This is a genomic window from Legionella pneumophila subsp. pneumophila str. Philadelphia 1 (assembly GCF_000008485.1).
In the GTDB taxonomy this organism is placed as follows: Bacteria; Pseudomonadota; Gammaproteobacteria; order Legionellales; family Legionellaceae; genus Legionella; species Legionella pneumophila.
Genome location: NC_002942.5, coordinates 3274132 through 3300407 on the forward strand (window position 1 = coordinate 3274132; position 26276 = coordinate 3300407).

Genomic DNA, 26276 nt, shown 5'->3' on the forward strand with positions numbered 1-26276 from the left:
AAGTAATGACAGTAAAACGCAGTAGTTTAGGCCGTAATTTATCTGCTTTATTAAGTCAATCAAGCAGCTCTTTATTAGCAAATGAGCAACCCCAGACAGAACAGCAACTCAAACTCGCAGTGACTTGTTTGCAGCCAGGCAAGTATCAGCCCCGTGGAGGAATGGAAGAAGCCCCTCTCAATGAACTTGCGCAATCCATTAAAAAGCAAGGCGTATTACAGCCCTTACTGGTTCGTGAGTTAGATAATGGCAAGTATGAAATCATCGCAGGAGAAAGACGCTGGCGTGCAAGCCAACTGGCAGGTCTTACAGAAGTTCCTGTTATCCTTAAACAAGTAGATGATGAAACGGCCATGGCAATGGCGCTGGTTGAAAACTTGCAGCGTGAAGATTTAAATGCCATGGATCAGGCAAGAGCCATGTATAGACTCACTAATGAATTTGCTCTTACCCATCAGCAAGTTGCCGATCTCTTATGTAAATCCAGAACCGCAGTAAGCAATTTTCTTCGTTTGCTTTCTCTTTCAACGCCAGTAAAGAAGCTTTTGGAAAATGGGGACATAGACATGGGTCATGCCAGAGCATTACTTGCTTTGGATGAAGAGCAGCAAAGTCAAGTCGCTCAGTTGATCATTGCTAAAAATTTATCGGTCAGAGAAACGGAGCAACTGGTTGAGCGAGTAAAAAATGGAAAACCAGAATTAAAAACCCATCACAAAGACAATCCTATGTTTAAAGAACAGTTAAACTCTTTAGCAAAACATTTACAGACTAAAATCAAATTAAAACAAGGGAAAACCGGTAAAGGAACATTAGTTATTCATTATGAAAACGATCATAATTTGCAAAAAATTATTGAGCAATTATTAAGCTAAACTTTGCAATTTGCGATTCAGTATCTATCTAAACCCTATTCACCTCAACTGTCAAACAGGACAGTAAATTGCGCACGGCTGCAAGTGCTGTTTGTTCTTGCGGATTAAAATCCATAGCCACTGCAAAACCAATATCTGCCTCACTTTCAAAATTTTTTCCTTCATCAAATTTTTGTTTAATGCGTTCTGTTAAAAAGTTAAGTGCAATTTCATCGATATAAATATCACTTGGCCTTTTATTAGTTAGCATTTTGGACAAAGTCAAATGTAGGGCATACTGTAATAAATATATGGCATTTTCTGATAGTTGATTAAGAATATTGTCATGATATTTAACTGATCCCGCATAAAGGTAGGTAAATTGATAATCTAAGGGAGAAAATTCATCTTCCAAAATATCTGTTTGATGCGCTTTCGTATATTCACACCTGTATAAGATAAAATGTTCATTGTAATTATCTCTATCAAGTATTTTAAATGATCCTTGAAAAACAAAAGGAAACCTCCATGTAGCTACCAACACTAGCGTTTCTATATTTATAGAAGAATTTAAATTACTTGCTATTTTCATATTTAAATTTCAGTTGCTTCTCTTATTCCCAATATATATGCACTAGTTAGAATACCGAACTTAGTTAGATTAAAAGCGATCTAATTGTTTAATTTTATTCCTTATAGTCTAGAATTTAAAGTACAGGGCTATTTTATCATTTTGATTTATTAGCACACAATTCAGTAGAAATTAGGGGAAGCCGTGTTAATTCAGCCTATTCAACCAGTTGCTATAACAATAAAAATTGGTGTGAATAATTATGATTGTCAAATGATTAGCTTGTCTGAATCGGAATTGGAATTAAAAAGTAATGATTATTTTGAAAAAGAAAGTCAGGTTACTTTTATTGCAAAATATTTTCGAGGCCATGCCATCGTTCGTGAATTAGAGTTTTCAGATTACTGCTTTACTTATAAAATGGAAATTGTTCGTATTCAATTTCAACCGGGCTTGCTTATCAACACCCGGTTGTAATAAAGGATGAATTAGATTAGCTCTATAGCCAATAGACAAAGACAAATAGGAACAACCACACCACATCCACAAAGTGCCAATACCAGGCAACCCCTTCGAAAGCAAAATGCCGTTCAGGAGTAAAATGACCCTTCTTGCAACGAACCAGAATAACGATAAGCATGATTGTTCCGATTGTTACGTGCAAACCATGGAATCCTGTAAGCATAAAAAAAGTAGTACCATAAATACCTGCATCCAGCGTTAAATTCATTTCCGTATATGCTTCATGATACTCATAGCTTTGTAGCATCAAGAACAAAACGCCCAAAGCGATAGTTAATGACATACCTGTCAGTAATTGGGTCCGCTTTCTTAATTTTAAAGCCCAATGTGCCCAGGTGATGGTTACCCCGGAAGTTAATAAAATAATGGTGTTTATTGCAGCCAGACCCCATGCTCCCATGGCTTCATGAGCCCCGGCAAAAGTCTGATTATTTGGGTTACTCAGCAAAGGCCAAATTGCTTTGAACTCAGGCCATAAGGTGTAATGAGTAATAGGATGCATCTCACCACCCAAAATAGGAACTGACCAATATCTTGTAAAAAACAGGGCTCCGAAAAAAGCTCCGAAAAAGCATACTTCAGAAAATATGAACCAGCACATACCCCAGCGAAATGAACGATCAACTTGCAAATCATATAGGCCTTTGCTGTTTTCATAGATGACTTGTCCAAACCAGCCAAACATCATTGCAACCAAAATACATAAGCCCGCTATAAATACGTAAGGGCCATACCAGTCATGATGTAGCCAGCATGCTGCACCAACCAGTGTAGTGGTCAAACCTATTGAGCCAACCAAAGGCCAGTGACTGGGTTTGGGAATATAATATGTACCGTGTGCTCCCATTATGCTTTAATCTCCTGTAACAATAAGTCATTCAGCCAAAGCTGATACTCAAAGACCGTTGATATTTGGCTAGCGTGAATTGCATTGTCACGATTTCAAGAAACAACGTTCAGAAAATCGAGGCAAGCCAGCCGCAAAGGTAGACATATCAACGACGCCTAATTACTTGATCTGCCTGTCACATCAAATAATGTATAAGACAGAGTAACCGTATTCACATTTTTCGGTAAATCCGTATCTAAATGGAATAGTAAAGGCATATTCATTGCCTCATGGCCATTTAGCGTTTGTTGAGTAAAACAAAAACATTCCGTTTTTTTTAAATATTTTGCTGCAATTCCTGGTGTCACACTTGGGATTGCCTGAACTGTCATTGTATGGTCTGTTTTATTTTCCGCATAGAACGCCAGCTTTACAATTTCTCCTGGGTGCACTTTAATTTTTTTTGTCTTGGGATAGAAGGCCCAAGGCACACCACTGTTATTGGTTGCTACGAATTCAACCAAGACTTCTCTATCTGCTGCAATTTTTGCCTTGTCTTCATCATAAGCAACGGCCTCCATTTTGGTTTTGCCGTTGATGCCCAGATTCTTGCATAGGCTATTATAAATAGGGACCAGAGCAAAACCAAAAGCAAACATCCCTAATACTAATAATGTTAATATGGTGAGCAGTTTTTTCTGTTTTTTTTCTTCAATCATCAAACTCCACCTTTATTTAATCTCAGGTGGAGTGGTAAACGTATGGTAAGGTGGTGGAGATGGCAAAGTCCATTCCAATCCATGTGACCCTTCCCAAACCCTGCTCGTTGCTACATCCTTATTAGTGCCTCTTTTTCTTACTGTGGCTACCACATTGTACAGGAACAACAATTGCGACAAACCGAAAGCAAAAGCAGCCACTGTTACAATCATATTAAAATTGGCAAACTGCAAAGCATAGTCAGGGATTCGCCTTGGCATACCAGCTAGCCCCAGAAAATGCATGGGGAAAAAAGTCAAATTAACTGAAATGACAGAAAGCCAAAAATGCCATTTACCCAAACGCTCATTGTACATATGTCCAGTCCACTTGGGTAACCAATAATAAGTCGCAGCTACCAGAGCAAAGATAACGCCGGGCACAAGAACATAATGGAAGTGAGCCACAACAAAATAGCTGTCCTGATATTGAAAATCGGCCGGTACCAATGCCAACATTAAGCCTGTAAATCCACCTATAGTGAATAAAAATACAAACGCTATGGCAAACAGCATTGGCGTTTCAAAGGTCATAGCCCCTTTGAACATTGTACTCACCCAGTTGAACACCTTGATACCGGTAGGTACCGCAATCAGCATGGTGGTGTACATAAAGAATAATTCAGCCCCCAGGGGAATTCCCGTGGTGAACATATGGTGAGCCCAAACTATAAAGGATAATACAGCGATGCTCACTGTGGCATAAACCATAAAATGATAACCAAATAAGGGTTTACGGCTGAAAGTGGGAATTATTTCTGAAATAACCCCAAAAGCTGGCAAGACCAGAACATACACTTCAGGGTGACCAAAGAACCAAAACACGTGTTGAAACAGGATAGGATCTCCTCCACCTGCCGCATTAAAGAAAGAAGTGCCAAAGTGTCTATCGGCTAACATCATAGTAACTGCACCCGCCAGAACAGGCATGATGGCGATCAGAAGGAACGCCGTAATAAGCCAGGTCCAGACGAATAGGGGCATCTTCATCAGGGTCATACCCGGAGCCCTCAGGTTTAAAATCGTGGCTATGATATTAATTGATCCCATGATGGATGAGAGTCCCATCATATGAATGGAAAAAATCATGAAATCAGTACTGGGTGGCGCATAAGTTGTAGAGAGAGGCGCGTACATGGTCCAGCCAAAATTTGGACCGCCACCGGCATGAAACATGGTAGAAAACAACAGACAAAAAGCAAATGGTAAAATCCAGAAGCTCCAGTTGTTTAGTCTTGGCAAAGCCATATCGGGAGCACCTATCATCATGGGGATTTGCCAGTTTGCCATACCGGTAAACGCTGGCATGACGACACCAAACAGCATGACTAATCCATGCAATGTTGTCATTTGGTTAAAGAAATTAGGATCGACGAATCGATGGCCAGGTTGAAATAACTCAAGCCTGATAACCAAAGCCATTGCTCCTGCAACAAAGAAGCTTATCAGTGCTAACCATAAATACAGAGTACCTATGTCTTTGTGGTTGGTTGTAAATAGCCACCTTTTGATAAATCCCATAAAGCCTTTGCCTTGTTCGGGACCATGATCTTCATGAGAATCTTCTGAATGCGCTATTGCGTATTTCATTGCAAACCTCCAGCTTTAGCTTTATTAACCATGGTAGGTTTAATATCGGTACCATGTCGCAGTGCCGCAACATCTGCGGGTTGAATTAAATCATTAGTATTATTTCCCCAAGCATTACGCTCATACGTAACAATTGCTGCTATTTCCTCATCAGTCAGTTGATCTTTATAAGACTGCATTGCTGAGCCAGGAACACCATTGAGGAGTAATTCAATGTGTCGTGAAATTGGCTTTCCAACGGCAACAGAACTACCCTTGAGGGGAGGATACATCGGTGGCAAGCCAGTACCATTAGGCTGATGACAAGCTGAGCAAATCAGATCATATTTTTGCTTGCCAAGCGTCATTAACTGATCACGGGTCATTGTTTTTTGTTCACGCGGTTTATCCGACTTTTCAGCATAAATGTCTTCTACTTTGGTTTGCTCACTAACCCATCGATCGAATTCTTCTTCACTAACTGCTTTCACTACGATAGGCATAAAACCATGATTAATTCCGCAAAGCTCGGCACATTGACCTCTGTATACACCCGGCTTTTCAATTCTGGCCCATGCCTCATGCATAAATCCCGGGATAGCGTCTCGCTTGACGCCCAGCTCAGGCACCCACCATGAGTGGACTACATCGTTCGATGTCACTAAAAATCGAATTTTTTTGTTGACTGGTACGACTAAGGGATTATCTACTTCCAGCAAGTACCACTGATTTTTCTTTTGTTTGTTTTCAATTTGCTCATAGGGTGTTGATAAGCTACTGAAGTAACTAATACCCTGATCAAGATACTGGTACTGCCACTTCCACTGATAGCCGACCACCTTGACCGTCACATCAGACAGCTGCGTATCATCCATACGGATTAATACTCGGGTAGCTGGAACTGCAAGCCCGACAAGGATTAAAAACGGGATAATAGTCCAGATGATTTCCAATTTTGGATTATCATGAAAACTTGCTGGCTGATATCCTTTTGACTTTCTGTGATGGATTAATGAGTAGATCATCACGCCAAAAACAACCACTCCTATAACCGCACAAACAGCCATAGCGACCATATGGAGGTAATACATATCGTTGCTTAAAGGAGTCACCCCTTTGTACATGTTTAACTGCCACTCATCCGCAGCAGCCCACAGCGACTGCGCAGAAGTCAAGGCACTAAATAACGCAATTAATTTACAGATATTTAACCTGTTTAACATCCCAATCCCTCATCTCTTCAAGTAGCCGGGAAACCGACTAATGTTTAAGCTAGTTCATTTATTCAAATGTTGCTGGTAACCCTACCACAAAGAATAATTACCTTCGGTTTTAGATTGACTGACCATGTATTTGATCGCTTCAATTACTTCATCTGTCGAACAATGATTGCAACCACCATTTGGCAAATGATTTTTCCCTCTGATTGTGTTTTCGATCAAAACATCCATATTTTGTGCTATCAGCGGCTTCCAGGTCACTTTATCGCCTATTTTAGGAGCACCCAATTTGCCTTCATTATGGCAAACAGCACAGTTTTCATTATATACAGCCTTTCCACTGGCAGGGTATTTTTTAACACCGCCAGACGCCAAATCTTGCCACTGAGACCGGGTCAGGGACGCATTGAGCAAATAATCAACCGCTGAAATAATGTCATTGTCGGAACAAGTCACACAAGCGCCTTTAACCGGCATTTGGTTATAGCCATAAATGGCATGTCGATATAAACCAGTTAAACCGCTGTTTTTCAAGCGTGTATACCAGCTGGCTGAATCACCAATCACTGGAGCACCCATTTTATTGTCCTTATGACAAATCAGACAGGCCTTCAAATACACTTGTCTTCCACGTGCAACGCTAGGAGGCAAATCAGAAGGAGAAACACCAAGGTATTCTTCACTCTCTACTGTCTTGAGATAAGTTGCAATAGCCAACCTGTCTTCTTCAGTCAAGTGACTCAAGCTATTATGATTCACTTCAGCCATAGGACCAGCTACGGGCCCCGCTTTATTAATTAATTCGCCAGCCTTAAATACATCGGCTACCTCTTGATGGCTCGCTGATTCCAATCCATATTTGGTGATATTGGGAGCCCAATATCCATCGATAAAACTACCGGTTAGATAGTATCTGTTTTTCGCTGATCCAAATATATTCATTGGGGTATGGCACATACTGCAATGCCCTAAAGTATCGACTATATACCTTCCACGATTCCATTCAGGGGATTTATCAGGATCATATTCAATGGAATTTTCCTGAGGGAAGAAAAACAACAAGTTCCATCCCCATAAAGCAAAGCGAGCCCCGGGGACACCAAAAGGAAATGGCAATGATTTGTTCTTTAACTTAACGGGAGGAATGCTCATAAAATAAGCATACAGAGCACGAGCATCATCGTCAGTTATCTTGGAAAAATAGACATATGGAAATACTGGAAAATAATTTCTGCCTTTAGGATCACGACCATCTTTAAGAGCGCGAATAAAATCTTTTTCTGTCCAATTTCCTATACCCGTTTCTTTATCGGGGGTAATATTAGGGCTATAGAATAAGCCAAAAGGCGTATTAATAGGTAAACCACCAGCATAAGCGGGAGTACCCCCTTCAACGTCGGTATGGCAGGCAATGCAATCACCCATTTTTGCCAGATACTCACCACGTTTAATCAACTCTGCTTGCTCGCCAGTAGCTGGCTTGGTCGGGGGGTATTTGGGATAAAAAGGATTCATGATCTGCTCTACGGGAGAAAACAAATCTGTTTCTGTTTTTTCGGCCTGAACTTTTTCCGTCTGTACTTTTTCAGATTGTAACGTTTCATCTGGTACAGACTCAGCTTGTACAGATTGCCCTGCAATACCCAGTGCAACAACTAGCGCCGCAATAATAGATTTTTTTATAACCAAAGAGCCCACGCTCCCTCCTATTTGTTCTTATTTTTCACGACTCTCATGAGGAGACAGAATAATTGTCGCATTGTATACTCCTCGCTTATCAAGTTGCAACGTTATTCAACCGTTTAAATTCAGCCCTGTTTAAAAATTATAATTATGCCAACCCAGCTGTCACCTGCCTTATATCCCACAACCTTTTCTCGAAATTTCATCATTTCATGAAATGCCATAATCAGGCTCAAAGACATCATTCAGGTATGGTCATTGATACGATACTCTGGGCTAACTCAGCAAAAATAAGGAATTTTGATAACACAACTGATTTATTTTATCAGCCTTCTACTAACAGATTAAATTCATCACTGATATAATCCTCTGATTTTCAATATAGAGGTAATTAACGTGTCTTTCAAACCTGCCGTAGAATTAGTCAAATTGCAGCAAAATAACAGAGAAGTCGCGGTTATTGATGGCCAAAAAATACTGATTATCTGGCATGATAATCAAGTACATGCCATCCAGTCACAGTGCCCGCATTTAAAATTGCCACTGACCAAGGGAAAAATTACAGAATCCTGTTCTATCATTTGCCCTTTTCATAAAAGCGAATTTGATTTGAAAACCGGCGAAGCGAAATGCTGGTCCCCCTGGCCTCCTGTTGTTGGCAATCTTTTGGGTAAAGTGTCCTCCCGGAAGCATTTAAAAATATACCCAACCCAGATAGAAAATGGGCAAGTTTTGGTTGATGTAGGCTAGCCATTCCCATTGCTACCCCTCTATATCAATAGAGGAACAGCTCTGAATGAGGAAAATTTAAAGTGAAAATATTTAATGCAATGTTCTCCAAGGTAAACGGAGGCCTGGAACAAGTATTTTTAAACTATATTCCAGCTTTAAGTTCTCAAGGCAATCTGGTCATTCCAATTATTCATCCCAAAGCAGAAATAAGGAACAGTTGCCCCCAAGACCATTTAATCACCGTGCATAATTTCAATCAGCATGATTTTTTTGCAATTCATCGCCTGAAAAAATTAATTAAAATCCATCAACCGGATTGCATCATTACCCATAGTTACAGAGCAGCCTATTTGTTCAAAAAAACCAGGACCAAAGTCCCCAAGATAGCTGTGTGCCATGTCAAAGGCCACTATGACTTTGGTACTGATGCGATTATTGCACTCACAGAGCAAATGCGTCGGGATATTATCAATTCGGGGATAGAGGAGCGCCGGGTATTTACCATTCCCAATTTGATTCATATTCCAGACGGCCTGCAATATAGAGAACCTAAAAACAACCAGATCCCGATAATTGGTGTTTGTGCCCGATTTGCTGCAATCAAAGGAGTAGATGTCTTTATAAACGCTTTGGCGGAACTAAAAAAGAGAGGTGTTGCTTTTCAAGCAAAAATTGCTGGTGACGGCAAGGAGAAAGAACAATACATCGAATTAATTCGTCATCATGGTTTGGAGCATGAAATCACTTTACTTGGATGGATTGAGGATAAAGAGTCATTTTATAAAAGCATTGATATTTTCTGTTTGCCTTCTAGGGAAGAATCTTTTGGCCTGGTTGTACTGGAAAGCATGATGCATTCCTTGCCCATGGTTCTCACTCGCTTATCCGGCCCACTTGAAATTGCAGGTAACTCAGGCTGTGCTCTTTTTGTTCCCCCAGAAGACCCTGTCAGCATGGCGGATGGTTTAGAACGCCTCTTGCGAGACAAAGACCTGTCAAAACAACTTGCGCTCAAAGCATTTCAGAGAGTGCAACATTACTCCAGCACAAAAGTTGCTCCCATGTTGCATAAAGTCCTGGAGAAAGCATGTGAAATCAATCAACAATAAAACATCTTGCGCAAAATTATGATATAATCGCCTTTTTTTTACTGTCCTGATGCAATTATGTTGATTTATTTTAATGGATTACTCTTGGGATTATCATTGATAATGGCCTTAGGTCCGCAAAATGTTTTTCTTATCAGGCAAGGTGCGCGAAAAAATCATGCGGCTCTCTCTGCCGTCATTTGCTTTTTCTGCGATGTCATTTTGGTGTGCGGCAGTGTCGCTGGATTACATCAATTGCTTTTGGCTCATCCAAACTTGCAAATCTGGATGGTATGGCTAGGCTCTGCCTTTTTAATTTATTATGCAATAAAAAACTTAAAAAGCGCGTTGTCCAAAAACAAACAAACCGTTGTAGAAACACATCAGCCTCATACAAGAATGCAAATCATTTTATTTGCCCTGGGGTTTAGTCTGCTTAATCCTCACGCCATTATAGATACCCTGGTGATTGTGGGCAGCGGCAGCAGTCAATATCCTGACCATAAACTGGCTTTTTTAGCAGGGGTAATTTCTGCCAGCATGATTTGGTTCAGTTCATTAACGATGACTACTCGTTATTTTTCAAACCTATTAACCCAAAATAAAGTATGGCAAAAAATAGAGTTACTTAGTGGTATTTTAATGGCTTATATTGCGATGAAATTAATCACAAGCAGCTTATAGATTAAGCCATAGAGAGTTCATGTCAGGGTTTTAGGATAATAGAAAGGGCCAATCAGTGTGTCGCCAATTGACCCAGTGGAATGACACATAGCAAGTCCAACCTCGCAAAATAAATATCTCATACTCCACTGATTAATGTCAACATTTTTACCATATTTGCACATCAACATTGTTGTTACTTTTTTATTCAGTTAAAATGGATCATTTTATATCAATCGGGCCATTATGTTTTACGGCGATACAGTACAAGAAACTCGACAGCTATTTTTTATCAGCTGGAATAAGTACCAGAATAAAAAAGAACTTTCTCCCTTGGAAAAAGAAATTGCCCAAGTGATTCTTGATCATCCGGAATACCATAAAGTCATTGAACAAATTCCATCTTTTCCTGAACATACTTATTATCCTGAATTAGGCGAAACCAATCCCTTCCTTCATATGGGGCTTCATCTTGCCGTTCGCGAACAAGTAGCGACCGATAGGCCACAAGGCATCCGTACTGTTTACACCAAGTTAATAGAAAAATATCAGGATCCCATGGCTGTTGAACATTTAATCATGGATCAATTGGCAGAATGCTTATGGCTTTCCCAAAAAAACAATAGGCCGCCAGATGAAAACCACTATTTAATTACCTTGCAAAATTTGTAGCGTGTATCCTGGAAATACCCCTGTTTTCATCTGTACATGGATAAAAAAAAGTATACAATTTTTAACTGGGTATCTTAATGATTATCGGTTAATATGAACACTTTAATGATACTATCCGGCAAATATGACGAATCAGAAACAAACCACCCATTTTGGTTTTAAATCAGTAGACTGGAATGAGAAAGAAAAGAAAGTAGCAGAAGTATTTCATTCTGTTGCTAAAAATTATGATCGTATGAATGATCTGATGTCCTTGGGAATTCATCATCTATGGAAACGCTATACCATTGAATTAAGTCATGTTCGACCTGGGCAGAGCGTATTGGATTTGGCCGGGGGCAGCGGTGATTTAACCCGGTTATTATTGCAAAAAGTGGGCGACTCCGGACAAGTTATTCTTGCCGACATCAACGCAGCCATGCTCCATGTTGGCCGCGATCGCTTGCTTGATGAGGGATTATTTAAAAACATTCGTTATGTTCAGGGTAATGCGCAATGCCTCCCTTTTGCGGATAACAGTTTTCATTGCATCACTATGGGATTTGGACTTAGAAATGTTACTGATAAAGACGAAGCGCTGCAATCCATGTACAGAGTATGCAAACCGGGTGGGAAATTAATGGTGCTTGAATTTTCAACACCAGTTTTTCCTGGACTTAAGCCCGTTTATGATTGGTATTCATTTAACATTTTGCCAAAAATCGGAAAATTTGTTGCTAACGATGAAGCCAGCTATCAATACCTTGCAGAATCAATCAGAATGCATCCTGATCAGGAAACATTAAAAGCAATGATTGAACGGGTTGGATTTGAGGATTGTCATTATCATAATTTAAGTGGCGGTATAGTCGCTCTGCATATCGCCTACAAATATTGAGTTGATTATGTTAAAAGAATACTCGCTGAAAGCATTACAAACAGCCATCAATCAGGCGATGAAGCTTGATGAGCAAATGCCGCAAAAACTTCAAAAACTCGACGGCAAAACGCTTGAAATGGTCATTACCCCCTTAAATGTTAATTTTTACATTCGCTTTAAAGGGAGTGAAATGCAATTGCTCCATCGCATTGATGGGCGCCCTGATACAATCATTCACAGCAATCCGATAGGATTGATTCGCTTGAGCTTATTACCCACATCGAAAGCCCGCTCTTTATTTAATGACAAGATACGCATCTCAGGCGACATTGAATTGGGGCAAAGCGTAAAGAAACTATTTGACGAAATAGATATTGACTGGGAAGGGCACCTGGCTCACTTCACAGGTGATGTGGTGGCTCATCAAATTGGCTCTTTTGTACGTAAAGGACTGGAATTTAAAAATCAATTCAGCACCTCGATGCAACAAAACATCACCGAATTTCTTCAGGAAGAATTACGCATTTGTCCTTCAAGAAATGAACTGGAAGATTTTTTTGCCGAGGTTGATGAATTGGTGTTAAGTGTTGATCGCCTTCAAGCCCATATCAATAATTTAATGAGCGATGATGAAGGCAATTAAACGATTGGATAATTTTATTCAGGATCTGGATGGATTATCATTGCATATTGAGCGGCTGGAAGCTCGAAATCAACAACCGATGAGCTGTTATGAAATCAATTAAGCAACTTATTCGTCTTATACATATCAATTATATTTTAGCCAAAAATGGTCTAGATAATGTTGTTGTGTCTATCAAACTGTTTGCTCCTTTACGTTTTATAGTGTATTTAAACCCATGGAACTGGCTTCGCAAGGAGAAATTAACGCGCGGTGAAGCGCTGCGCAAATCGCTGGAGGAACTCGGCCCCATCTTCATTAAATTCGGACAAGCCCTTTCCACACGCCCCGATATACTTCCTGAAGACATCGCAAAAGAATTAAGTAAACTGCAAGACAAAGTTCCTCCATTCCCCAGCCATATCGCCATGAACATCATTGAACAGGCCTATAAACAGTCTGCCTATGATGTTTTTGCCCAATTTGATCCGATCGCCCTGGCTTCCGCTTCCATGGCACAAGTACATGCGGCAACCCTGAAGACAGGGGAAAATGTCGTTGTAAAAATACTAAGGCCCAATATGCGCCGGCTTATAGAACAAGATTTAAGTATCATGTACACCATCGCCGCATTGGCTGACCGCTATTGGCCTGAGGGAAAGCGCTTCAAACCCAAAGAGATAGTCAAGGAATTTGAACATACCTTACTGGATGAACTGGATTTAATGAGAGAAGCGGCAAATGCCGCTCAATTGCGAAGAAATTTCAATCAATCTCCGATGTTATATATACCTGAAATCTATTGGGATTATTGCCATCATAATATCCTGGTCATTGAACGCATTCATGGCATACCCGTGACCGATATAGCCAGTCTTAGAGATCACGGCATTGACATTAAAAAACTGGCCGAGCGTGGGGTAGAAATTTTCTTTACTCAAGTCTTCCGGGATTGTTTTTTTCATGCAGACATGCACCCGGGAAATATCTTTGTCTCCTACCAAAACCCCAAAGACCCTCAGTATATTTGTGTTGATTTTGGCATCATTGGGACTCTGACAGATAATGACAAGCGTTATCTGGCTGAAAACCTGGTCGCTTTTTTTAACCGTGACTACAAGCGCGTAGCGGAATTACATGTGGAGTCAGGATGGGTATCGCGTGACACCCCTGTTGCAGAATTTGAAAGCAGCATAAGAACCGTTTGCGAACCTATTTTTGAAAAGCCATTAAAAGATATTTCCTTTGGACAAGTGGTTTTCCGTTTATTCCAGGTTGCCAGAAGGTTTCATATGGAAGTGCAGCCCCAACTGATTTTGCTGCAAAAAACCCTGTTGGCGATAGAAGGTTTGGGCAGACAACTCTATCCTGAATTGGATTTATGGGCTACAGCAAAACCATTCCTTGAAAAATGGGTGCGGGAACAAATGGGGCCTAAAGCATTCATTAAACGCTTAAAGCAAAATCTGCCCTTTTTTACCGAGCAACTCCCCCATATGCCCAAACTGATTTTTGATATATTGGAGATGAAAAAGGATCAGTTGTTAACAGTCCATGAACTCACACGCTTGCAATCTGAAAATAACAATCAGACCATCCAATGGAAGAGTATGGGACTGGGTGTATTTTTCTCATTTTTATCATTAGGCGTCATTAGCTATTTTGATTTGCTGGATTATAATCATCTCACAACCATCACGATAGCTGGTTCTGTTTTAGCTGGAATTTTTGTACTCATCAACCGCAAGATAAGGAACTAACATGGGATTAAGTGGAATAAGTCCGTTATCACTTTTATTAATTCTAGCCATTATTATAGCCTTGTTTGGCACTTCCAAATTAAAAACAATAGGCTCTGACCTTGGTGAAGCGATTAAGAATTTCCGCAAAGCCATGAATAGTGAGGAAACAAATGACACTCAAAAAGACGATCATAAACCATCATGAGTCTTGGTGAGTTATTACTTGTTTTCATTGTCGCTATCATTGTGTTTGGGCCATCAAAGCTTCCCATGCTGGCAACCCACCTTGGCATGCTCGTACGAAAACTCAATCAATTAAAAGAACATACTTCTTCATTTTGGCAGCAACAACTCAATGAAATTCAGCTGTATGAAAACCAACGCAAAGCGGAAAAGGCTGATCAGCAATATCAGCAGACAGATTCAGAAAACCAAAATTCTGACCACAAAAAAAACACACGCCCGAGCTAAACTGGAAACAGCACATGGCGTTTAACTCGGACAAGACCTGTGTTATTCACTCTGTTGATTTGGTGACGTTGTAGAGTCGGTTTGATTAGGTTGTACTTCAACCGATTGAATATTAGCAAGATTCTGTTGCAATTTATCAAGATCGGCTTGAGCAGCATAAACCTGAATTTGCGAATCATCTTGAAAAGTGATAACTCCTTTCACCAAATTATGCTCTGTCATCCATTGCGTATCATCAGCGAATAGTGGTGTTGAAAACGCTAAAACGATTGCCAAAACGGATGAATTGACTAATATTTTCATAACGCACTCCTTGCATAAATCGATATCCCTTATGCAGTTGAAAAATATTGTACATTATAATTATAGGCTATTTTTGTTGTTAAATGATTTTCATGGAGTTACGACGACATGGACAAGAAACAAATTGAATAATGTAAAAACATTTCATATAATAAAAATACAAACAAATGGGGTTCTTTGTATGGCCTTTAGTAAATCAGAAACAACCGTTGATAAGTTTTCTCTAGACGAATTCCCTGCATTTTCCGCACATGATTTGGAAATGGCCTTTAGTTTAAAGAAAAAATATCGGGAATCAAAAGAATCAGGTTATCCATTTACCGGTTTTGTCTGTGATTATGAACGCCGTGATAAGCTTTATGATTTTATTTATAGCAGTTGTCATTCACCAAAATTATTTGAAAACAATTTCAAGGTACAAATTGCCTATCTGGATAGAGAGAAATCCGGTGTGCGCCACTGGTCATTAATTGAACTGCAATATTCCATTGAAAAGGGCAATAATACTTTAAAAATTTTGGTGCTTGACAGTTTGGGAGCACAATTATCCTATAACACTGCTCAAATATTAGCGAATGAAGTTGGATTCCAGGATTTGCTTGATGAAAACGAAGATCTTTCAATAAAAATCTACATCCCGGATGTTAAATTACAGCACTCGCGCGCAGGGTGCGCCACCTTTACTATGGATTGCGCCAGCATGTTGTCTACCCAGGATAAATATGAAAATATTTATGATTTTATGGACAAACAAGCCGAGGTAAGTGACAAGGTAAAAATTGCAAAACTCGATACTGATTTTCCGGTGCATTGTGCCAGCTTACCCCCTCGGATATTACGAGGTGCACAAAGCCGAGCCATCATCACAGATGATAAAATTCTGAACTCTACCCCATATATTAATTCTAAAGAGGAAACCTTCAAGCACTCTCTCCTAAAGCACTGTAGTTTTTTTGAAGACCAACCTCAAACACCAGAGAACATAAAGCGCAATGAAAGAATCATGAAGAAAGCGATCAAATGGAGAAACACCATAGACTTGAAAATGAAGACAAGCAGTGCAGAAGAATTTGAAAGCACGTGCGCAATAGATGATCTTGAAGAATATGCCAATAGTTGTCTGTCTTCTAAATCAGTGCGACTATGATGAGATTAAATCTTCCGGAACAACTAGCCAAAACGATCGACTGACTTATGGCAATAAGGAATTTTGTGGTGTTTAAAATAGTAATCTTGATGATAGTCTTCAGCAGGCCAAAAGGGTTGTGCTTGCAATAATTGGGTTACAACCTGATACCCCCTTTTCTTTAATAACTGAATCAATAACTCCGCTTCCTGGCGTTGTTCCTGATTAAAATAAAACACGGCACTTAAATATTGGTGGCCCAAGTCGGGACCTTGTCCATTGGTCTGAGTTGGGTCGTGAATTTCAAAAAATCGTTTTACAATGTCATGATAATTAGTTTTAGCAGCATCATAGACGACGCGCACAGCCTCATAATGCCCTGAAGTACCACTGCATACTTGCTCATAACTTGGCTCTGAAACATGGCCACCTGTATAGCCCGACTCGACTTTTAATACTCCGGGAGTTCGTTTTAAATAATATTCCACTCCCCAAAAACACCCCCCTGCAAGGATGGCTTCTTCTGTGTCCAGTACTTCATTATCCGCGACAAAATCCAATGAAGCGGAATTAACGCAATGACGTAAATTCTTATACGTCATGTATTCCCCTGTGAAAACATGCCCCAAGTGAGCATCACAACGAGCGCATAATATCTCGGTTCGCTGACCATCCGCATCCGGTTTCCTTGCCACAGCGTTAGCTATTTCATCGTCAAAACTGGGCCAGCCACAGCCTGAGCTAAATTGACTGACACCACGAAACAACGCCAGACCACAGCGCCTGCATAAATACGTGCCATGAGTCGCTACTTGATTATAAGAGCCAGTATGAGGATATTCAGTGGCTTTGTCGCACACTATTCTTTTAATGGCTGGGGTTAAGCTTGCGGTTTTATCGAGGTAGTCACTCATTTCATGCTCCTTTGAAAACTCGACTCATGAGAAAATCTCCTGAACACCCTCTATGCCATCAGTCTCAGAAGCCGTCAGTGAACGATTTAAAGTGAAAAATCCTGCTAACAGGGGCTCACCTTTTGTTCAAAAATTATAGCAGGATTAGCTGTTTTTGTATTGCCATTATTCCTGATGCCAGTCTATCCAAATCTTTTTCAGGTAAAAAATTGTGCCAGTCAAGACTGTTTTTTAATTTTTTTTTTGTTATCATAATGAGCGTCCCATACCTTCACTAGCATCTCGCTTTCTGTGGATAACTTGTCTTTATTTTTAATCTCATTAGCATTTGACACCATGCCCTTTTTATATAACCCCTTGCCCTGTATAGATTTATTAAATATTAATACGTGAGTTGTATTAATTACTTATCCCCATTTTCTGTGGATAACTCTGTGAATACACTCTGGTTATAGACTAAAATCCAGCACTTAAAAGGATGCTTGCTCTTTTTGCAAAGTGTCATAAAAAACAATGCTGAAAATGCTATCTTGCGACAGTCCTTCCCATTCTCAAAGTGTATACTTTCAGATCATTCTATTTCGATCGATTTGTGTATTGAGATGATTTGCCCTGGTTTTATGCGCTATAGTATAAACAAGGTCTTACAACAGAGAGTGCCATGGCAGACATCATTAATCTTAATAAAAAAAGAAAGGCTAAAGTTCGCTTGGAAAAAGAAAAAAAAGCATCTGAAAATCGCATAAAATTTGGAAGGACAAAAAAAGAAAAGCAACAAGAAAAACAAGACAATGAACGCAGTGAACGTCATCTGGATGGTCACAAGCTGGATAAAAAAGAGGAAAATTAAAGACAGGAACTCTTTTAATAGAGACAGGACTTACGAAAAACTCCAAGGTCAAGGCAAAAATGTTTTTAATGAGGGAGTTTAGATAAACTAAATGACCGAATTAAAAACATTTTTTAACATAGAGATTGGGGTTTTTCGTAAGTCCTGAGAGATTTTGATTTTTAAGCTCCAACAGGAAAGCACCCTCTCCTCAAGAAGGTGCTTGGTTCCAATCCATTAATAAGTTAATGAAGAACAGCAGGTATCCCCTTTTTCCTGTACTTTGCCTTGAGGAAGATCCATAGCCGGATTCCTCTTAAAAAAACCAAAAGGATGCAGCTTGGCAGAAATGATCGAAGTAGGCATGACCGGAAAGTCTTCGGGTCTTGGAAAATGCGTAGACCCCAGCGTTACCCACAAAACCAAATTTTCATTGTCAATTTTACGGTTCTGTTTGATGTACGCAGGCAAACCACAACCCCCGGAACTCTGATTGGGGTAATCTCCTGCCGCGTATTTTTCTTGAGGATCATATTGTGTTACCCACACCTGCTTGCTGGCAAATCCCCCGCGTTTATAAATATAACTCTCTTCATCTGCCAGCAGTAAGGGGGTTTCTGGCAATTCCAGTTTATAAGCGGGTGCTGTGCCAATGCCATTGACGCTATTGGGATTGAATATCTTCCAGGTTCTCTGGGTTTGCGCACAAGCCGAGCGGGCTGCCTCACCTTCATGTTCAAATGTTTTCTGGCTGCTGCCAAACGCATTTCCATAGGGATTTTTTCCACCCATGGCGATAGGATAAAACTCGTGCTCACTGAATGAGTTCTTTTCACCATCAACCATCATATGAAGGCGGGCATTGAAAAAATGCTGATGCGTAGGTGCTGCCAGCTCCGGTGTCAATTTCCCTCCCCATTCATACTGAGCCTCAGGAAATATTGCCGCTGTTTGTACAATACCAGTCAGTTTTATTTCCAGTTTGAGGCTGCCATCCTGTCCAAATCGCCAGTAAAAGCCATAGTCGTAGTTACCTATCGTAGTAAAAAAGCTGACGACCAGCTCACGAGCACGGCGAACCTCAAAGGTGCTGTTGCGTGTTTCATAATGCTTCCACAGGGTGCCCGCGTCTTCCTCGTGCATGCAAATCGCGTTTTTAATCAATCTGGAATTGCCGAAGTCATCCGCCGCAGGAACGTCAAAATAATAAATGTTGCCTAAACAATCACATCCGAGCTTTAGTTCATTTGCCAATTTGCCAAGACCATATTCACCCGCATCAAAAGCGCTTTTCCAGTAATGACTCACGGAAGGGTCCGCATAGGGGACTATCATATCCGTCACACTGGCCCGGTAAATAATTGGCCTTTCTTTCCCTTCATCCAGGTATTTGATCTGGTGCAAAACCAATCCCTCACGCGGCGTAAACCCAACATGGAATGACCAATTTTGCCAATTGACTTCCCAGCCGTTTACTTTAAAACTTGGCCCTTCTGCTTGAATAATATCCAGTGGTTTTAAGTCTTTGCGTTTTTCAGGATAAGAATCCGAATCGTAATTGATTTTTTCTTTAGGAATTGGGACGTTGCGGCCGTCATCAATGACACGCAATACCTTCTCATTGCCAAGGTCTACTATCGCGACAACCCCTTCAATGGGACGGGCATAACCATTATCCTTTAAATTATCACGGTAAAAACTTATCCCTTTGACAATCCGTTGTTCTCTCTCCTCCTCTTCATCAAAATAGCCGGCAGAAAATGCGTCTACTTGAATGTTGTCAATTTGTTCATCATCAAGCCCACGCTTTTCCATCGCGGCTCTCCAGGTCGGATCGGCTTTAACGATTTGCTCACATTTTTGAAAATCCTCAATTAAAATAGGCGGCTTACCATAAGGCGGGGCTTCGAAGACAATCTGTTTCCATTCCACGACTTTTTTACTGTTGAGGTTTACGACTGCTTCAAAGGTTTCATTCGTTTTTTTATTAAAAACAGAGAGAAAAGCACAACGGTCGAAATCGGTATCACTTGAATGCAAAACTTCTTGTTGAGGCGGTTCGTAAGTCATCACCCAGGCAAACCGATAACTGTCGGAGAGCTCTTTTTCTCGTTTTAAAATATCACAACTTTCCTGAATTTCTTCAAGAGTTAAGGGATCTAACACATGCATATTGACATCCTTTACATATTAAAAAAACTGATATTGCTCTTTACGTTAATTAAAGAGACAGTGCGTTGAAATAATTGGATAGAAATAAAAAATAGCGGGATATTGCTAAGAATAGTCGGATAGGCGGTGTGCAGTATGGTATTTTTTAATCAGTGAATACAACATAAGCTTGTCAAATTAAAAGTCTAGCCTTTTAAAAGTGGTATATTATTTAATCTCCTGGCGCATCACATTAGGCGATGCAGCCATTACGGGTGCACTTTATATCATTCTAATCAATTTGAATCAAATAATTGTCCATGCATTTGCCGTATTGGGTCAGTAGCAATATCGATAAAATCATCAGCCATTTTTTTAATTAATTTTTAACCAGGAGCTTTTGCAAAAAATTGACTTAGTCAAGACTGTTTTTTTATTTTTTTTTTTGTTACGATGTAAAGCGATTAACATATTAAGTGCATCTCCTTTCCTGTGAATAACTATTCCTACCCTCCAATGTCATGACCAGCTCAGATCATACTCTTTTTACAAAACCCCTTGTCCTGCAAGGACTTATCAAGTATTGATACATCAATTGCATTGATCACTTATCCCCATTTTCTGTGGATAACTCTGTGAATACACTCTGGTTATACACTAAAATCCAGCACTTCAAAGGATGCTTGTTCTTTTTGCAAAGCGTTCTAAACAATAATCAGGGGATTTGGGGGGTACGATAGATACTACTTAAATATTGTGTAATATAGGTTGCTGAATACTATAAATAGTATTTAGTCTAATTATTTGAGTGGTTAAGCTTAGTTAAAAAATTACTTTCGTGAATTCAATTTATCAATGCAGCAAGCTTTCTCCAAATCTAGCATAAGGGTTTATCATTTATAAAATGTTTGAATAAATCGAAAACTCTTGCTGGCTGGTCAATTGGTGCTAGATGGCCTGCACCACGAATTTTAACCTGCGTTAATCCAACCGCTCCTTTCGCATATCCACTCACTTCATTGTTAGTGCGCCATATGCAAGTTGGTGCTTTTGCAAATGCATTTTTGCCATGCCAATCGAGCGAAGCGAGCAGCAGTTCAGTACTTAGAAAATTTGAATCTTTTCCATCTTCTAGCCCATTATATATTAATATACGAATGCCAGCCGCTAACAATTGTGGATACAAGTCAGCCACGGAATCTTGTTCACCTATTTCTAGTTTTTTGGCCGCCGCCGTACTAAATGTTTTGAATTCCGATACAGTCACAGGAATATGCAACGCTTCTCTAACTACTTTTTGATTTAAATAGTTGACCATGTTGGTATCTTCTGGCTCAACCCCCGTTGCAATATTAGCTAAATTAAGTCCTCCGCTCTCCTGTTTTATAAATTCTTGTATTTGTTCACAAGTCTTGTTTGCCTTTGATGTGGAGGGTGATTGTTTATCAATTTCTTTAACACAGTTTTCGTATAAGACTCGCACTCTTTTTCTTGCTTTGTTGTCAATCAGCCCGTGATAATAGGCATAATCAATATTCGCTTTTTGCTGTAGCCGGGGGTTAATCCAAGGATCGCCTAATAATAGCCCTTTTAGATTCATATTTTTATCTTTGAGAAGACGAATAGCTAACTGCGGTAAGTATTTTCCTGCGTAAGATTCACCAGCTAAGAATAGAGGTTTCCCATAGAGCTCTGGGTGTTTTTTAAAAATGAGCTGTAATGCACCTTGTAACTGATCAATAGCTTCCCCTTCACTGCCATAAGATTTTGAGGAACCATAGGAGTAACCGACTCCTGCCGGTTGGTCAATTACCAAATAGTTAGCTGCTTTTGTCCATGAATCTTTGCGGGCAGTTAATTTCCCATTTTTATCCACCTGATAAGGACCGTTTTCCATAAAAAACCCATATAAACTTGCTGCCCCTGGGCCACCGTTCAACCATAAAACAATGGGAGCATCCATAGATGGATTATTTGATTCTACAAACCAATAAAATAATCCCGCTTTTGGATTAACAGGAAAATATCCAGCATATTGATTGTTCTTAATGGGACCCCAACCTGGCAAATAGGTTACCTGATCAGGAGTTGCAGCCATTGCGGATGAAATAAAAAGTAACGTTATTAATACACTACGAAAAATACTCATGGGGATCCATTATTGATAAAATTGAATATTTTACACGCACTGAAACAAACCATCCATCATCAAAGGATTGTGGGTAAGACGGTTCATTACATTAGAACCCAAATCATCACGAAGTGGGACCAAGACAATTGTTTCGACAGTGTTGAAACAATTTCGCGATTTGGGAAAATCCGTGAGAACTTCAACATTCGAGATAAGTTGATCTTCCCATAGCCACGCCCAAACTGGCAATGAAAGATATCTGTACTCTAAATTCTCAAGTATTCCTTTAGAAAGTTTGTGTCAATAGGGATCCGATCCAAGGCCCTCCCCCCATCGCAGGTGATCTCTATCTAATGTCAACACAGCACAATGAAAACTCCTGTCTCGAGAGTTATAGTTTTTCCATATGAAGATAGCTCCTTTTAAATTTAAAAAGGGCCTAATCTTTATTGACAAAATAGGATTTGGCCAAGTAAATTGCCATGTTAAGATTTCTCCGAAAATTTATTACAAGGAAATATAGATGTCGTATTCAAAAATCGATGTACTTGAACGCAAATGGAGTTCATTAGAGGCAATAGTAAAATCATATACAGATCCTGTTGAATATCACTTATCCGAAATCAAAAAATTAATGACGGCAGAGTTTGTTGTTGATTTCAGTAGCCATGCTATTTATCTCCATACAGAATATGTGCATCGTTTCACCCAACAATTAATCAATTTGCGAAATACCTCACCAAATGATGAAAAATTACTTTACATTCATCAATTATGGACAGATCTGTTAAATTGCAGAAATCAAAATCCTCTTAAAATTAAACACCACAAAAAGTTAGATGGCGAATGTACCTTTAATTTTTCGTTAAAAATGATGGAAGGTAAGCCCTATGGCTTCAAAGAAGTTCAGATTTTAGATCCCAATAATACTGCTGAACTTAATAAAGCAATGGGGGAAATTAAACGTATCGATTCTTTAGCCCATGGAGCAAATTTTGGCGATTTGCCTTTTATAGGGGATATCGTCCTATCTTCAATGTTACATTATAAAGAGACTATTTGTTTTATTGCCAAGGATAAAAACGACGAAGTTATTGGGTATTGTTGGGGAATGATGTTACGAGATATTCCTGCTGGTGAAAAGAATAAAGTCAATGTATTTTGGGTAATGAATTTAGCCAAACATCCAGATTTTTATGATCCTAATATTAAAGTCGGGGAGGCATTGCGACAACATTTAGCAAATACCTTATCTAAAAATCCTGATTGTCATTTTCTGGGTTATGAACATGTTTTAAATCATAACTTTCATTTAGCAATAGTCGATGGAGGAGTACCGAAGAAGGAAGAAACGATAAGTATTGGTCAGAATCAATACCAAGCTAAATCCCTGGTTAAATATGAACCTTTAAAAATGCAATACGATCGCAAACATATCATTAAAACCAATAACCATCAGTATCCCTACCCCAAAGTGGACGTCATCAAATCTAATTTCTTCACTGCTCTTTGGTATGCAGCCCCAACTGCCTTTGATTTTATTTTGGGTGGTATATTAATTTACGGTCGAGCTTATTATCAACAATGGACACATTCCATGTTAGGGCAACCGGTAACACATAGAATTGAGAAACCTATTTCGCAAGAGCAACAAATTTGTGACTTGAACATTTTAAAAAGAATTATATTAAGTGACGTATGGGGACAGCAAGGGACCACATTATTTTTTGATGCATGCATCCCTAACACGATTCAAAAGCTGCAACAATTAGTCAAAGAAGATCAAATTGAATTTCCTAGTTTGCAACAATGTGTCGCAAAAAGTGGTTGGGCTTTATGCAGAAGCAAATTGACCGCTTACTTTTATTTTGCCATTACACAAAGTCAATATCCTAGTGCAGCGATCAACTTATTGATACAAAACGACATGACACCTAAAAAATGGATTGAATTAATCAGTGAGGAGCGTCAAATATCTGCTCAGCAAAGCAGTGAAAGAGCTTCCATCTAAGAGAGGACTATATACTCCATTTTGTTTAAGAAAATTAAAGCTTACCCTGGTTCAAGGTAACAATGACTTATTGAGAAACATTTTGAGGGATAAATATTTGCCATAAGTTATTTTGCGTCAGTGTTCAATAAATTATTTGACGGCATTAAGTTATCAACTAATTAAACCCCAAATGTCTGCCTTAATTCTGATTCTCCCATCCAGTAACAAAGTAATGGTGCGGGTATCTGCATAATATTTGTCTTAATTTCTGGTAGGGCTTTCATAATACCGAAGTCATCTAACGATTTAGTTACTACATAACCATGAGCAATACTTTTTTTCTTACATAGTTCTAACAATCCTTTCAATGCTTTGGCATTCGTATGTTGTGAACGATATTTGACTTCAAAAGGAATTATTTGATCACCAATCTGTGCTACAACATCCACTTCATGGTCTTTGGTGCCGCGCCAATAACTAAACCGTACATTTTGCGAGTAATATCGAGCAAATAGATGTTTAAACACAGCTGTTTCTGTGGCAATACCTAAGGATTCAGGATCATCCAGAATACTTTTATCTTTCAGTAATACAGCTGGAGCTATAGCTGCGTCTGCTAAATAAATTTTATATTTTGCTCTCAAAATATCTTTACCGTAACCAAAGGGAGGTAAGCGATAAATGAGATTTGTAGCCTCCAACAAAAAAATATAATTTTGTATTGTGGGTCTCTTTACTTCAAGATTACTGCAAAGATCAGTCATATCTAGCAATCCCCCATCATGCATGCATAGATAAAGGAAGGTTTGCTCTAACTCTAAAATACGACGAACACCAAACAGTGCTGTCATATCTCTTTTTAGTACTTTATCAATTATATCTTCTCTTAAAAGGCGCTGTGCCTGGGTAATATTTTCAACTTGAGCTGTTTGTGGAAATCCACCTCGTAATAAATACTCATGAAAATGTCCTACATAATGAACCGCTAATTCTTTAACCTTATAAAATTCTTGTTGTGGCCACTCGAATAATTCTCGCAAGGTCTTAACAGTTGGTAACTGGGGCAAATCAATCTTCTTTATTTGTAAATATTCATAAAATGAGAGTGTTGTTAGACGAATAGTATGCCAACGCCCTACCCCTGACTCTTGATCTGCTTCTATAATTGGTGTTGCAGATCCCGTAAAAAAAATTCTTCTACTCTTTGAAAAATCGACTTGGTGTTTAATCCATGTTCCCCAACTCCGCATGAATTGAGCTTCATCAATAAAAATATATTCTAAATCACCTGTTTTAGGTTCTCGTTCCCTCCATGCCTCTAATACAGCATCAATATCAGACATTTTTATTAATGGATGATCAAAAGTTACATACAAAATATTTCCTGGCTTTACCCCTTCTTTCAAAAGCTTATCAATAGCTTGTAACAAAAGGGTTGTTTTACCTATCTGTCGAGCTCCAGACAAAAATATTGCTCTGGGGACAGGTGGTTTAATTAACCATAATTCCAACTCTTGGTAAGCTGCTCTATGCCAAGTAGGTAAATCCTGAATGGATTCACCTCTCCACCAGGGATTAAATTGGGATACTACTGCAATTAATTCATGAGTAGAAATTTTCATAAAAAAACACTAAAAAGATTGTTTAGTTAAAGTATACTATAACTAATTAGGAATAATAGTGTGTTTTTTAGAAATTTAAGCAAGGTCGGGCCAATGCCAGACCTTGCTTGCCCGTAATTGAGTCAATACGGAGACTATTATTAAACCGTCACCGCGTTATAGCCTTATTGTCCAATACGATTCATCGTCCTGCCCCCTGAAATATTTTCATGGAAACAGGGGGCGTTATGAATTTACTCCCTGTTCCTTGTTGGCCTTCCATAAGCTTCGTTTTCCTGTAAGGATTCGTTCGGTACCCGGTTGCTTCGTTTGTATGACATGAAACCATCATAGTGTCCTCTGCAAAGATTAA

General features: G+C 39.3%; 26 protein-coding genes. 14 read left to right on the plus strand and 12 right to left on the minus strand.

Annotation, left to right across the window (positions count from 1 at the left end):
• Positions 1-5: 5 nt before the first annotated feature.
• The gene (locus tag LPG_RS14590; RefSeq protein WP_010948578.1) at positions 6-875 is read left to right on the plus strand and encodes a ParB/RepB/Spo0J family partition protein; all 870 of its coding nucleotides are present in this window, start codon (positions 6-8) and stop codon (positions 873-875) included.
• A 28-nt stretch (positions 876-903) separates the two neighbouring features.
• Here the strand turns inward: LPG_RS14590 and LPG_RS14595 are convergent, their stop codons facing one another.
• Positions 904-1446: a hypothetical protein gene (locus tag LPG_RS14595; protein ID WP_010948579.1), complete on the minus strand. Its 543-nt coding sequence runs from the start codon at positions 1444-1446 to the stop codon at positions 904-906.
• A gap of 183 nt (positions 1447-1629) precedes the next feature.
• On the opposite strand from LPG_RS14595, the gene LPG_RS14600 reads away from it, so the two are divergent.
• Positions 1630-1902: a hypothetical protein gene (locus LPG_RS14600; protein ID WP_014842884.1), complete on the plus strand. Its 273-nt coding sequence runs from the start codon at positions 1630-1632 to the stop codon at positions 1900-1902.
• Positions 1903-1924: 22 nt separating this feature from the next.
• On the opposite strand, the gene LPG_RS14605 is transcribed toward LPG_RS14600, so the two are convergent.
• From LPG_RS14605 to LPG_RS14625, 5 genes are all read right to left on the minus strand, one after another.
• Complete coding sequence (locus tag LPG_RS14605; RefSeq protein WP_010948580.1) at positions 1925-2794, minus strand: cytochrome c oxidase subunit 3; 870 nt, start codon at positions 2792-2794, stop codon at positions 1925-1927.
• Positions 2795-2952: 158 nt separating this feature from the next.
• Complete coding sequence (locus LPG_RS14610; protein ID WP_011216728.1) at positions 2953-3495, minus strand: cytochrome c oxidase assembly protein; 543 nt, start codon at positions 3493-3495, stop codon at positions 2953-2955.
• A 12-nt stretch (positions 3496-3507) separates the two neighbouring features.
• Positions 3508-5124, minus strand: a complete 1617-nt coding sequence (gene ctaD / locus LPG_RS14615) for a cytochrome c oxidase subunit I (RefSeq protein ID WP_010948582.1) — start codon at positions 5122-5124, stop codon at positions 3508-3510.
• Complete coding sequence (gene coxB / locus LPG_RS14620; RefSeq protein WP_010948583.1) at positions 5121-6326, minus strand: cytochrome c oxidase subunit II; 1206 nt, start codon at positions 6324-6326, stop codon at positions 5121-5123. Before coxB ends, ctaD begins: the two co-directional genes overlap by 4 nt.
• 81 nt (positions 6327-6407) lie before the next feature.
• Positions 6408-8021, minus strand: a complete 1614-nt coding sequence (locus tag LPG_RS14625; protein WP_010948584.1) for a c-type cytochrome — start codon at positions 8019-8021, stop codon at positions 6408-6410.
• Between the two features lie 381 nt (positions 8022-8402).
• On the opposite strand from LPG_RS14625, the gene LPG_RS14630 reads away from it, so the two are divergent.
• The 9 genes from LPG_RS14630 (at position 8403) to LPG_RS14670 (ending at position 14855) form a co-directional block, all read left to right on the plus strand.
• Positions 8403-8756 carry a Rieske (2Fe-2S) protein gene (locus LPG_RS14630; protein ID WP_015443901.1) on the plus strand — a complete coding sequence of 118 codons (354 nt, stop codon included), beginning with the start codon at positions 8403-8405 and terminating at the stop codon, positions 8754-8756.
• Between the two features lie 62 nt (positions 8757-8818).
• The gene (locus LPG_RS14635; protein ID WP_010948585.1) at positions 8819-9847 is read left to right on the plus strand and encodes a glycosyltransferase family 4 protein; all 1029 of its coding nucleotides are present in this window, start codon (positions 8819-8821) and stop codon (positions 9845-9847) included.
• A gap of 57 nt (positions 9848-9904) precedes the next feature.
• Positions 9905-10510: a LysE/ArgO family amino acid transporter gene (locus tag LPG_RS14640; protein ID WP_010948586.1), complete on the plus strand. Its 606-nt coding sequence runs from the start codon at positions 9905-9907 to the stop codon at positions 10508-10510.
• A 225-nt stretch (positions 10511-10735) separates the two neighbouring features.
• Positions 10736-11161, plus strand: a complete 426-nt coding sequence (locus LPG_RS14645; RefSeq protein WP_010948587.1) for a DUF1841 family protein — start codon at positions 10736-10738, stop codon at positions 11159-11161.
• A 124-nt stretch (positions 11162-11285) separates the two neighbouring features.
• A complete protein-coding gene (gene ubiE, locus LPG_RS14650) occupies positions 11286-12038 on the plus strand; it encodes a bifunctional demethylmenaquinone methyltransferase/2-methoxy-6-polyprenyl-1,4-benzoquinol methylase UbiE (RefSeq protein ID WP_010948588.1) in 753 nt (250 codons plus the stop codon).
• A gap of 7 nt (positions 12039-12045) precedes the next feature.
• Complete coding sequence (locus LPG_RS14655) at positions 12046-12663, plus strand: ubiquinone biosynthesis accessory factor UbiJ (protein WP_015443900.1); 618 nt, start codon at positions 12046-12048, stop codon at positions 12661-12663.
• An 89-nt stretch (positions 12664-12752) separates the two neighbouring features.
• Complete coding sequence (ubiB, locus tag LPG_RS14660; protein WP_010948590.1) at positions 12753-14402, plus strand: ubiquinone biosynthesis regulatory protein kinase UbiB; 1650 nt, start codon at positions 12753-12755, stop codon at positions 14400-14402.
• A 1-nt stretch (position 14403) separates the two neighbouring features.
• Positions 14404-14589, plus strand: a complete 186-nt coding sequence (gene tatA, locus LPG_RS14665) for a twin-arginine translocase TatA/TatE family subunit (protein WP_015443899.1) — start codon at positions 14404-14406, stop codon at positions 14587-14589.
• On the plus strand, positions 14586-14855 hold the full coding sequence (locus LPG_RS14670; RefSeq protein WP_010948591.1) for a Sec-independent protein translocase subunit TatA/TatB: 270 nt from the start codon (positions 14586-14588) through the stop codon (positions 14853-14855). The genes tatA and LPG_RS14670 overlap by 4 nt, the downstream gene beginning before the upstream one ends.
• 42 nt (positions 14856-14897) lie before the next feature.
• Here the strand turns inward: LPG_RS14670 and LPG_RS14675 are convergent, their stop codons facing one another.
• Positions 14898-15158 carry a hypothetical protein gene (locus tag LPG_RS14675; RefSeq protein ID WP_011216740.1) on the minus strand — a complete coding sequence of 87 codons (261 nt, stop codon included), beginning with the start codon at positions 15156-15158 and terminating at the stop codon, positions 14898-14900.
• Between the two features lie 181 nt (positions 15159-15339).
• Between LPG_RS14675 and LPG_RS14680 the strand changes: the two genes are divergently transcribed.
• The gene (locus tag LPG_RS14680; protein WP_025862431.1) at positions 15340-16305 is read left to right on the plus strand and encodes a hypothetical protein; all 966 of its coding nucleotides are present in this window, start codon (positions 15340-15342) and stop codon (positions 16303-16305) included.
• Between the two features lie 23 nt (positions 16306-16328).
• On the opposite strand, the gene LPG_RS14685 is transcribed toward LPG_RS14680, so the two are convergent.
• The gene (locus LPG_RS14685; RefSeq protein WP_010948593.1) at positions 16329-17198 is read right to left on the minus strand and encodes a bifunctional methionine sulfoxide reductase B/A protein; all 870 of its coding nucleotides are present in this window, start codon (positions 17196-17198) and stop codon (positions 16329-16331) included.
• 661 nt (positions 17199-17859) lie between these two features.
• Between LPG_RS14685 and LPG_RS14690 the strand changes: the two genes are divergently transcribed.
• Positions 17860-18048 carry a DUF4169 family protein gene (locus LPG_RS14690; RefSeq protein WP_010948594.1) on the plus strand — a complete coding sequence of 63 codons (189 nt, stop codon included), beginning with the start codon at positions 17860-17862 and terminating at the stop codon, positions 18046-18048.
• Between the two features lie 216 nt (positions 18049-18264).
• On the opposite strand, the gene LPG_RS14695 is transcribed toward LPG_RS14690, so the two are convergent.
• The 3 genes from LPG_RS14695 to LPG_RS15490 all read right to left on the minus strand — a co-directional run bounded on the left by LPG_RS14695 (position 18265) and on the right by LPG_RS15490 (position 22566).
• On the minus strand, positions 18265-20199 hold the full coding sequence (locus tag LPG_RS14695; protein WP_010948595.1) for a primary-amine oxidase: 1935 nt from the start codon (positions 20197-20199) through the stop codon (positions 18265-18267).
• Positions 20200-21055: 856 nt separating this feature from the next.
• Positions 21056-22327 carry a S10 family serine carboxypeptidase-like protein gene (locus tag LPG_RS14700; RefSeq protein WP_010948596.1) on the minus strand — a complete coding sequence of 424 codons (1272 nt, stop codon included), beginning with the start codon at positions 22325-22327 and terminating at the stop codon, positions 21056-21058.
• Positions 22328-22413: 86 nt separating this feature from the next.
• The gene (locus LPG_RS15490; RefSeq protein WP_223804321.1) at positions 22414-22566 is read right to left on the minus strand and encodes a DUF1016 N-terminal domain-containing protein; all 153 of its coding nucleotides are present in this window, start codon (positions 22564-22566) and stop codon (positions 22414-22416) included.
• A 266-nt stretch (positions 22567-22832) separates the two neighbouring features.
• Between LPG_RS15490 and LPG_RS14710 the strand changes: the two genes are divergently transcribed.
• Positions 22833-24320: a lpg2912 family Dot/Icm T4SS effector gene (locus tag LPG_RS14710; protein ID WP_010948597.1), complete on the plus strand. Its 1488-nt coding sequence runs from the start codon at positions 22833-22835 to the stop codon at positions 24318-24320.
• Between the two features lie 161 nt (positions 24321-24481).
• Here the strand turns inward: LPG_RS14710 and LPG_RS14715 are convergent, their stop codons facing one another.
• On the minus strand, positions 24482-25924 hold the full coding sequence (locus tag LPG_RS14715) for an ATP-binding protein (RefSeq protein ID WP_010948598.1): 1443 nt from the start codon (positions 25922-25924) through the stop codon (positions 24482-24484).
• Positions 25925-26276: the final 352 nt, after the last annotated feature.

Excerpts from the sequence above, each read along its gene's own strand:
- LPG_RS14690 (WP_010948594.1), top strand. The coding sequence starts at position 17,860 with ATGGCAGACATCATTAATCTTAATAAAAAAAGAAAGGCTAAAGTTCGC.
- LPG_RS14710 (WP_010948597.1), top strand. The coding sequence starts at position 22,833 with ATGTCGTATTCAAAAATCGATGTACTTGAACGCAAATGGAGTTCATTA.
- LPG_RS14640 (WP_010948586.1), top strand. The coding sequence starts at position 9,905 with ATGTTGATTTATTTTAATGGATTACTCTTGGGATTATCATTGATAATG.
- LPG_RS14680 (WP_025862431.1), top strand. The coding sequence starts at position 15,340 with ATGGCCTTTAGTAAATCAGAAACAACCGTTGATAAGTTTTCTCTAGAC.
- ctaD (WP_010948582.1), bottom strand. The coding sequence starts at position 5,124 with ATGAAATACGCAATAGCGCATTCAGAAGATTCTCATGAAGATCATGGT.
- LPG_RS14685 (WP_010948593.1), bottom strand. The coding sequence starts at position 17,198 with ATGAGTGACTACCTCGATAAAACCGCAAGCTTAACCCCAGCCATTAAA.
- ubiB (WP_010948590.1), top strand. The coding sequence starts at position 12,753 with ATGAAATCAATTAAGCAACTTATTCGTCTTATACATATCAATTATATT.
- LPG_RS14590 (WP_010948578.1), top strand. The coding sequence starts at position 6 with ATGACAGTAAAACGCAGTAGTTTAGGCCGTAATTTATCTGCTTTATTA.
- ubiE (WP_010948588.1), top strand. The coding sequence starts at position 11,286 with ATGACGAATCAGAAACAAACCACCCATTTTGGTTTTAAATCAGTAGAC.
- LPG_RS14675 (WP_011216740.1), bottom strand. The coding sequence starts at position 15,158 with ATGAAAATATTAGTCAATTCATCCGTTTTGGCAATCGTTTTAGCGTTT.
- LPG_RS14605 (WP_010948580.1), bottom strand. The coding sequence starts at position 2,794 with ATGGGAGCACACGGTACATATTATATTCCCAAACCCAGTCACTGGCCT.
- LPG_RS14595 (WP_010948579.1), bottom strand. The coding sequence starts at position 1,446 with ATGAAAATAGCAAGTAATTTAAATTCTTCTATAAATATAGAAACGCTA.
- LPG_RS14655 (WP_015443900.1), top strand. The coding sequence starts at position 12,046 with ATGTTAAAAGAATACTCGCTGAAAGCATTACAAACAGCCATCAATCAG.
- LPG_RS14700 (WP_010948596.1), bottom strand. The coding sequence starts at position 22,327 with ATGAGTATTTTTCGTAGTGTATTAATAACGTTACTTTTTATTTCATCC.
- LPG_RS14695 (WP_010948595.1), bottom strand. The coding sequence starts at position 20,199 with ATGCATGTGTTAGATCCCTTAACTCTTGAAGAAATTCAGGAAAGTTGT.
- LPG_RS14645 (WP_010948587.1), top strand. The coding sequence starts at position 10,736 with ATGTTTTACGGCGATACAGTACAAGAAACTCGACAGCTATTTTTTATC.
- LPG_RS14670 (WP_010948591.1), top strand. The coding sequence starts at position 14,586 with ATGAGTCTTGGTGAGTTATTACTTGTTTTCATTGTCGCTATCATTGTG.
- coxB (WP_010948583.1), bottom strand. The coding sequence starts at position 6,326 with ATGTTAAACAGGTTAAATATCTGTAAATTAATTGCGTTATTTAGTGCC.
- LPG_RS14715 (WP_010948598.1), bottom strand. The coding sequence starts at position 25,924 with ATGAAAATTTCTACTCATGAATTAATTGCAGTAGTATCCCAATTTAAT.
- tatA (WP_015443899.1), top strand. The coding sequence starts at position 14,404 with ATGGGATTAAGTGGAATAAGTCCGTTATCACTTTTATTAATTCTAGCC.
- LPG_RS14610 (WP_011216728.1), bottom strand. The coding sequence starts at position 3,495 with ATGATTGAAGAAAAAAAACAGAAAAAACTGCTCACCATATTAACATTA.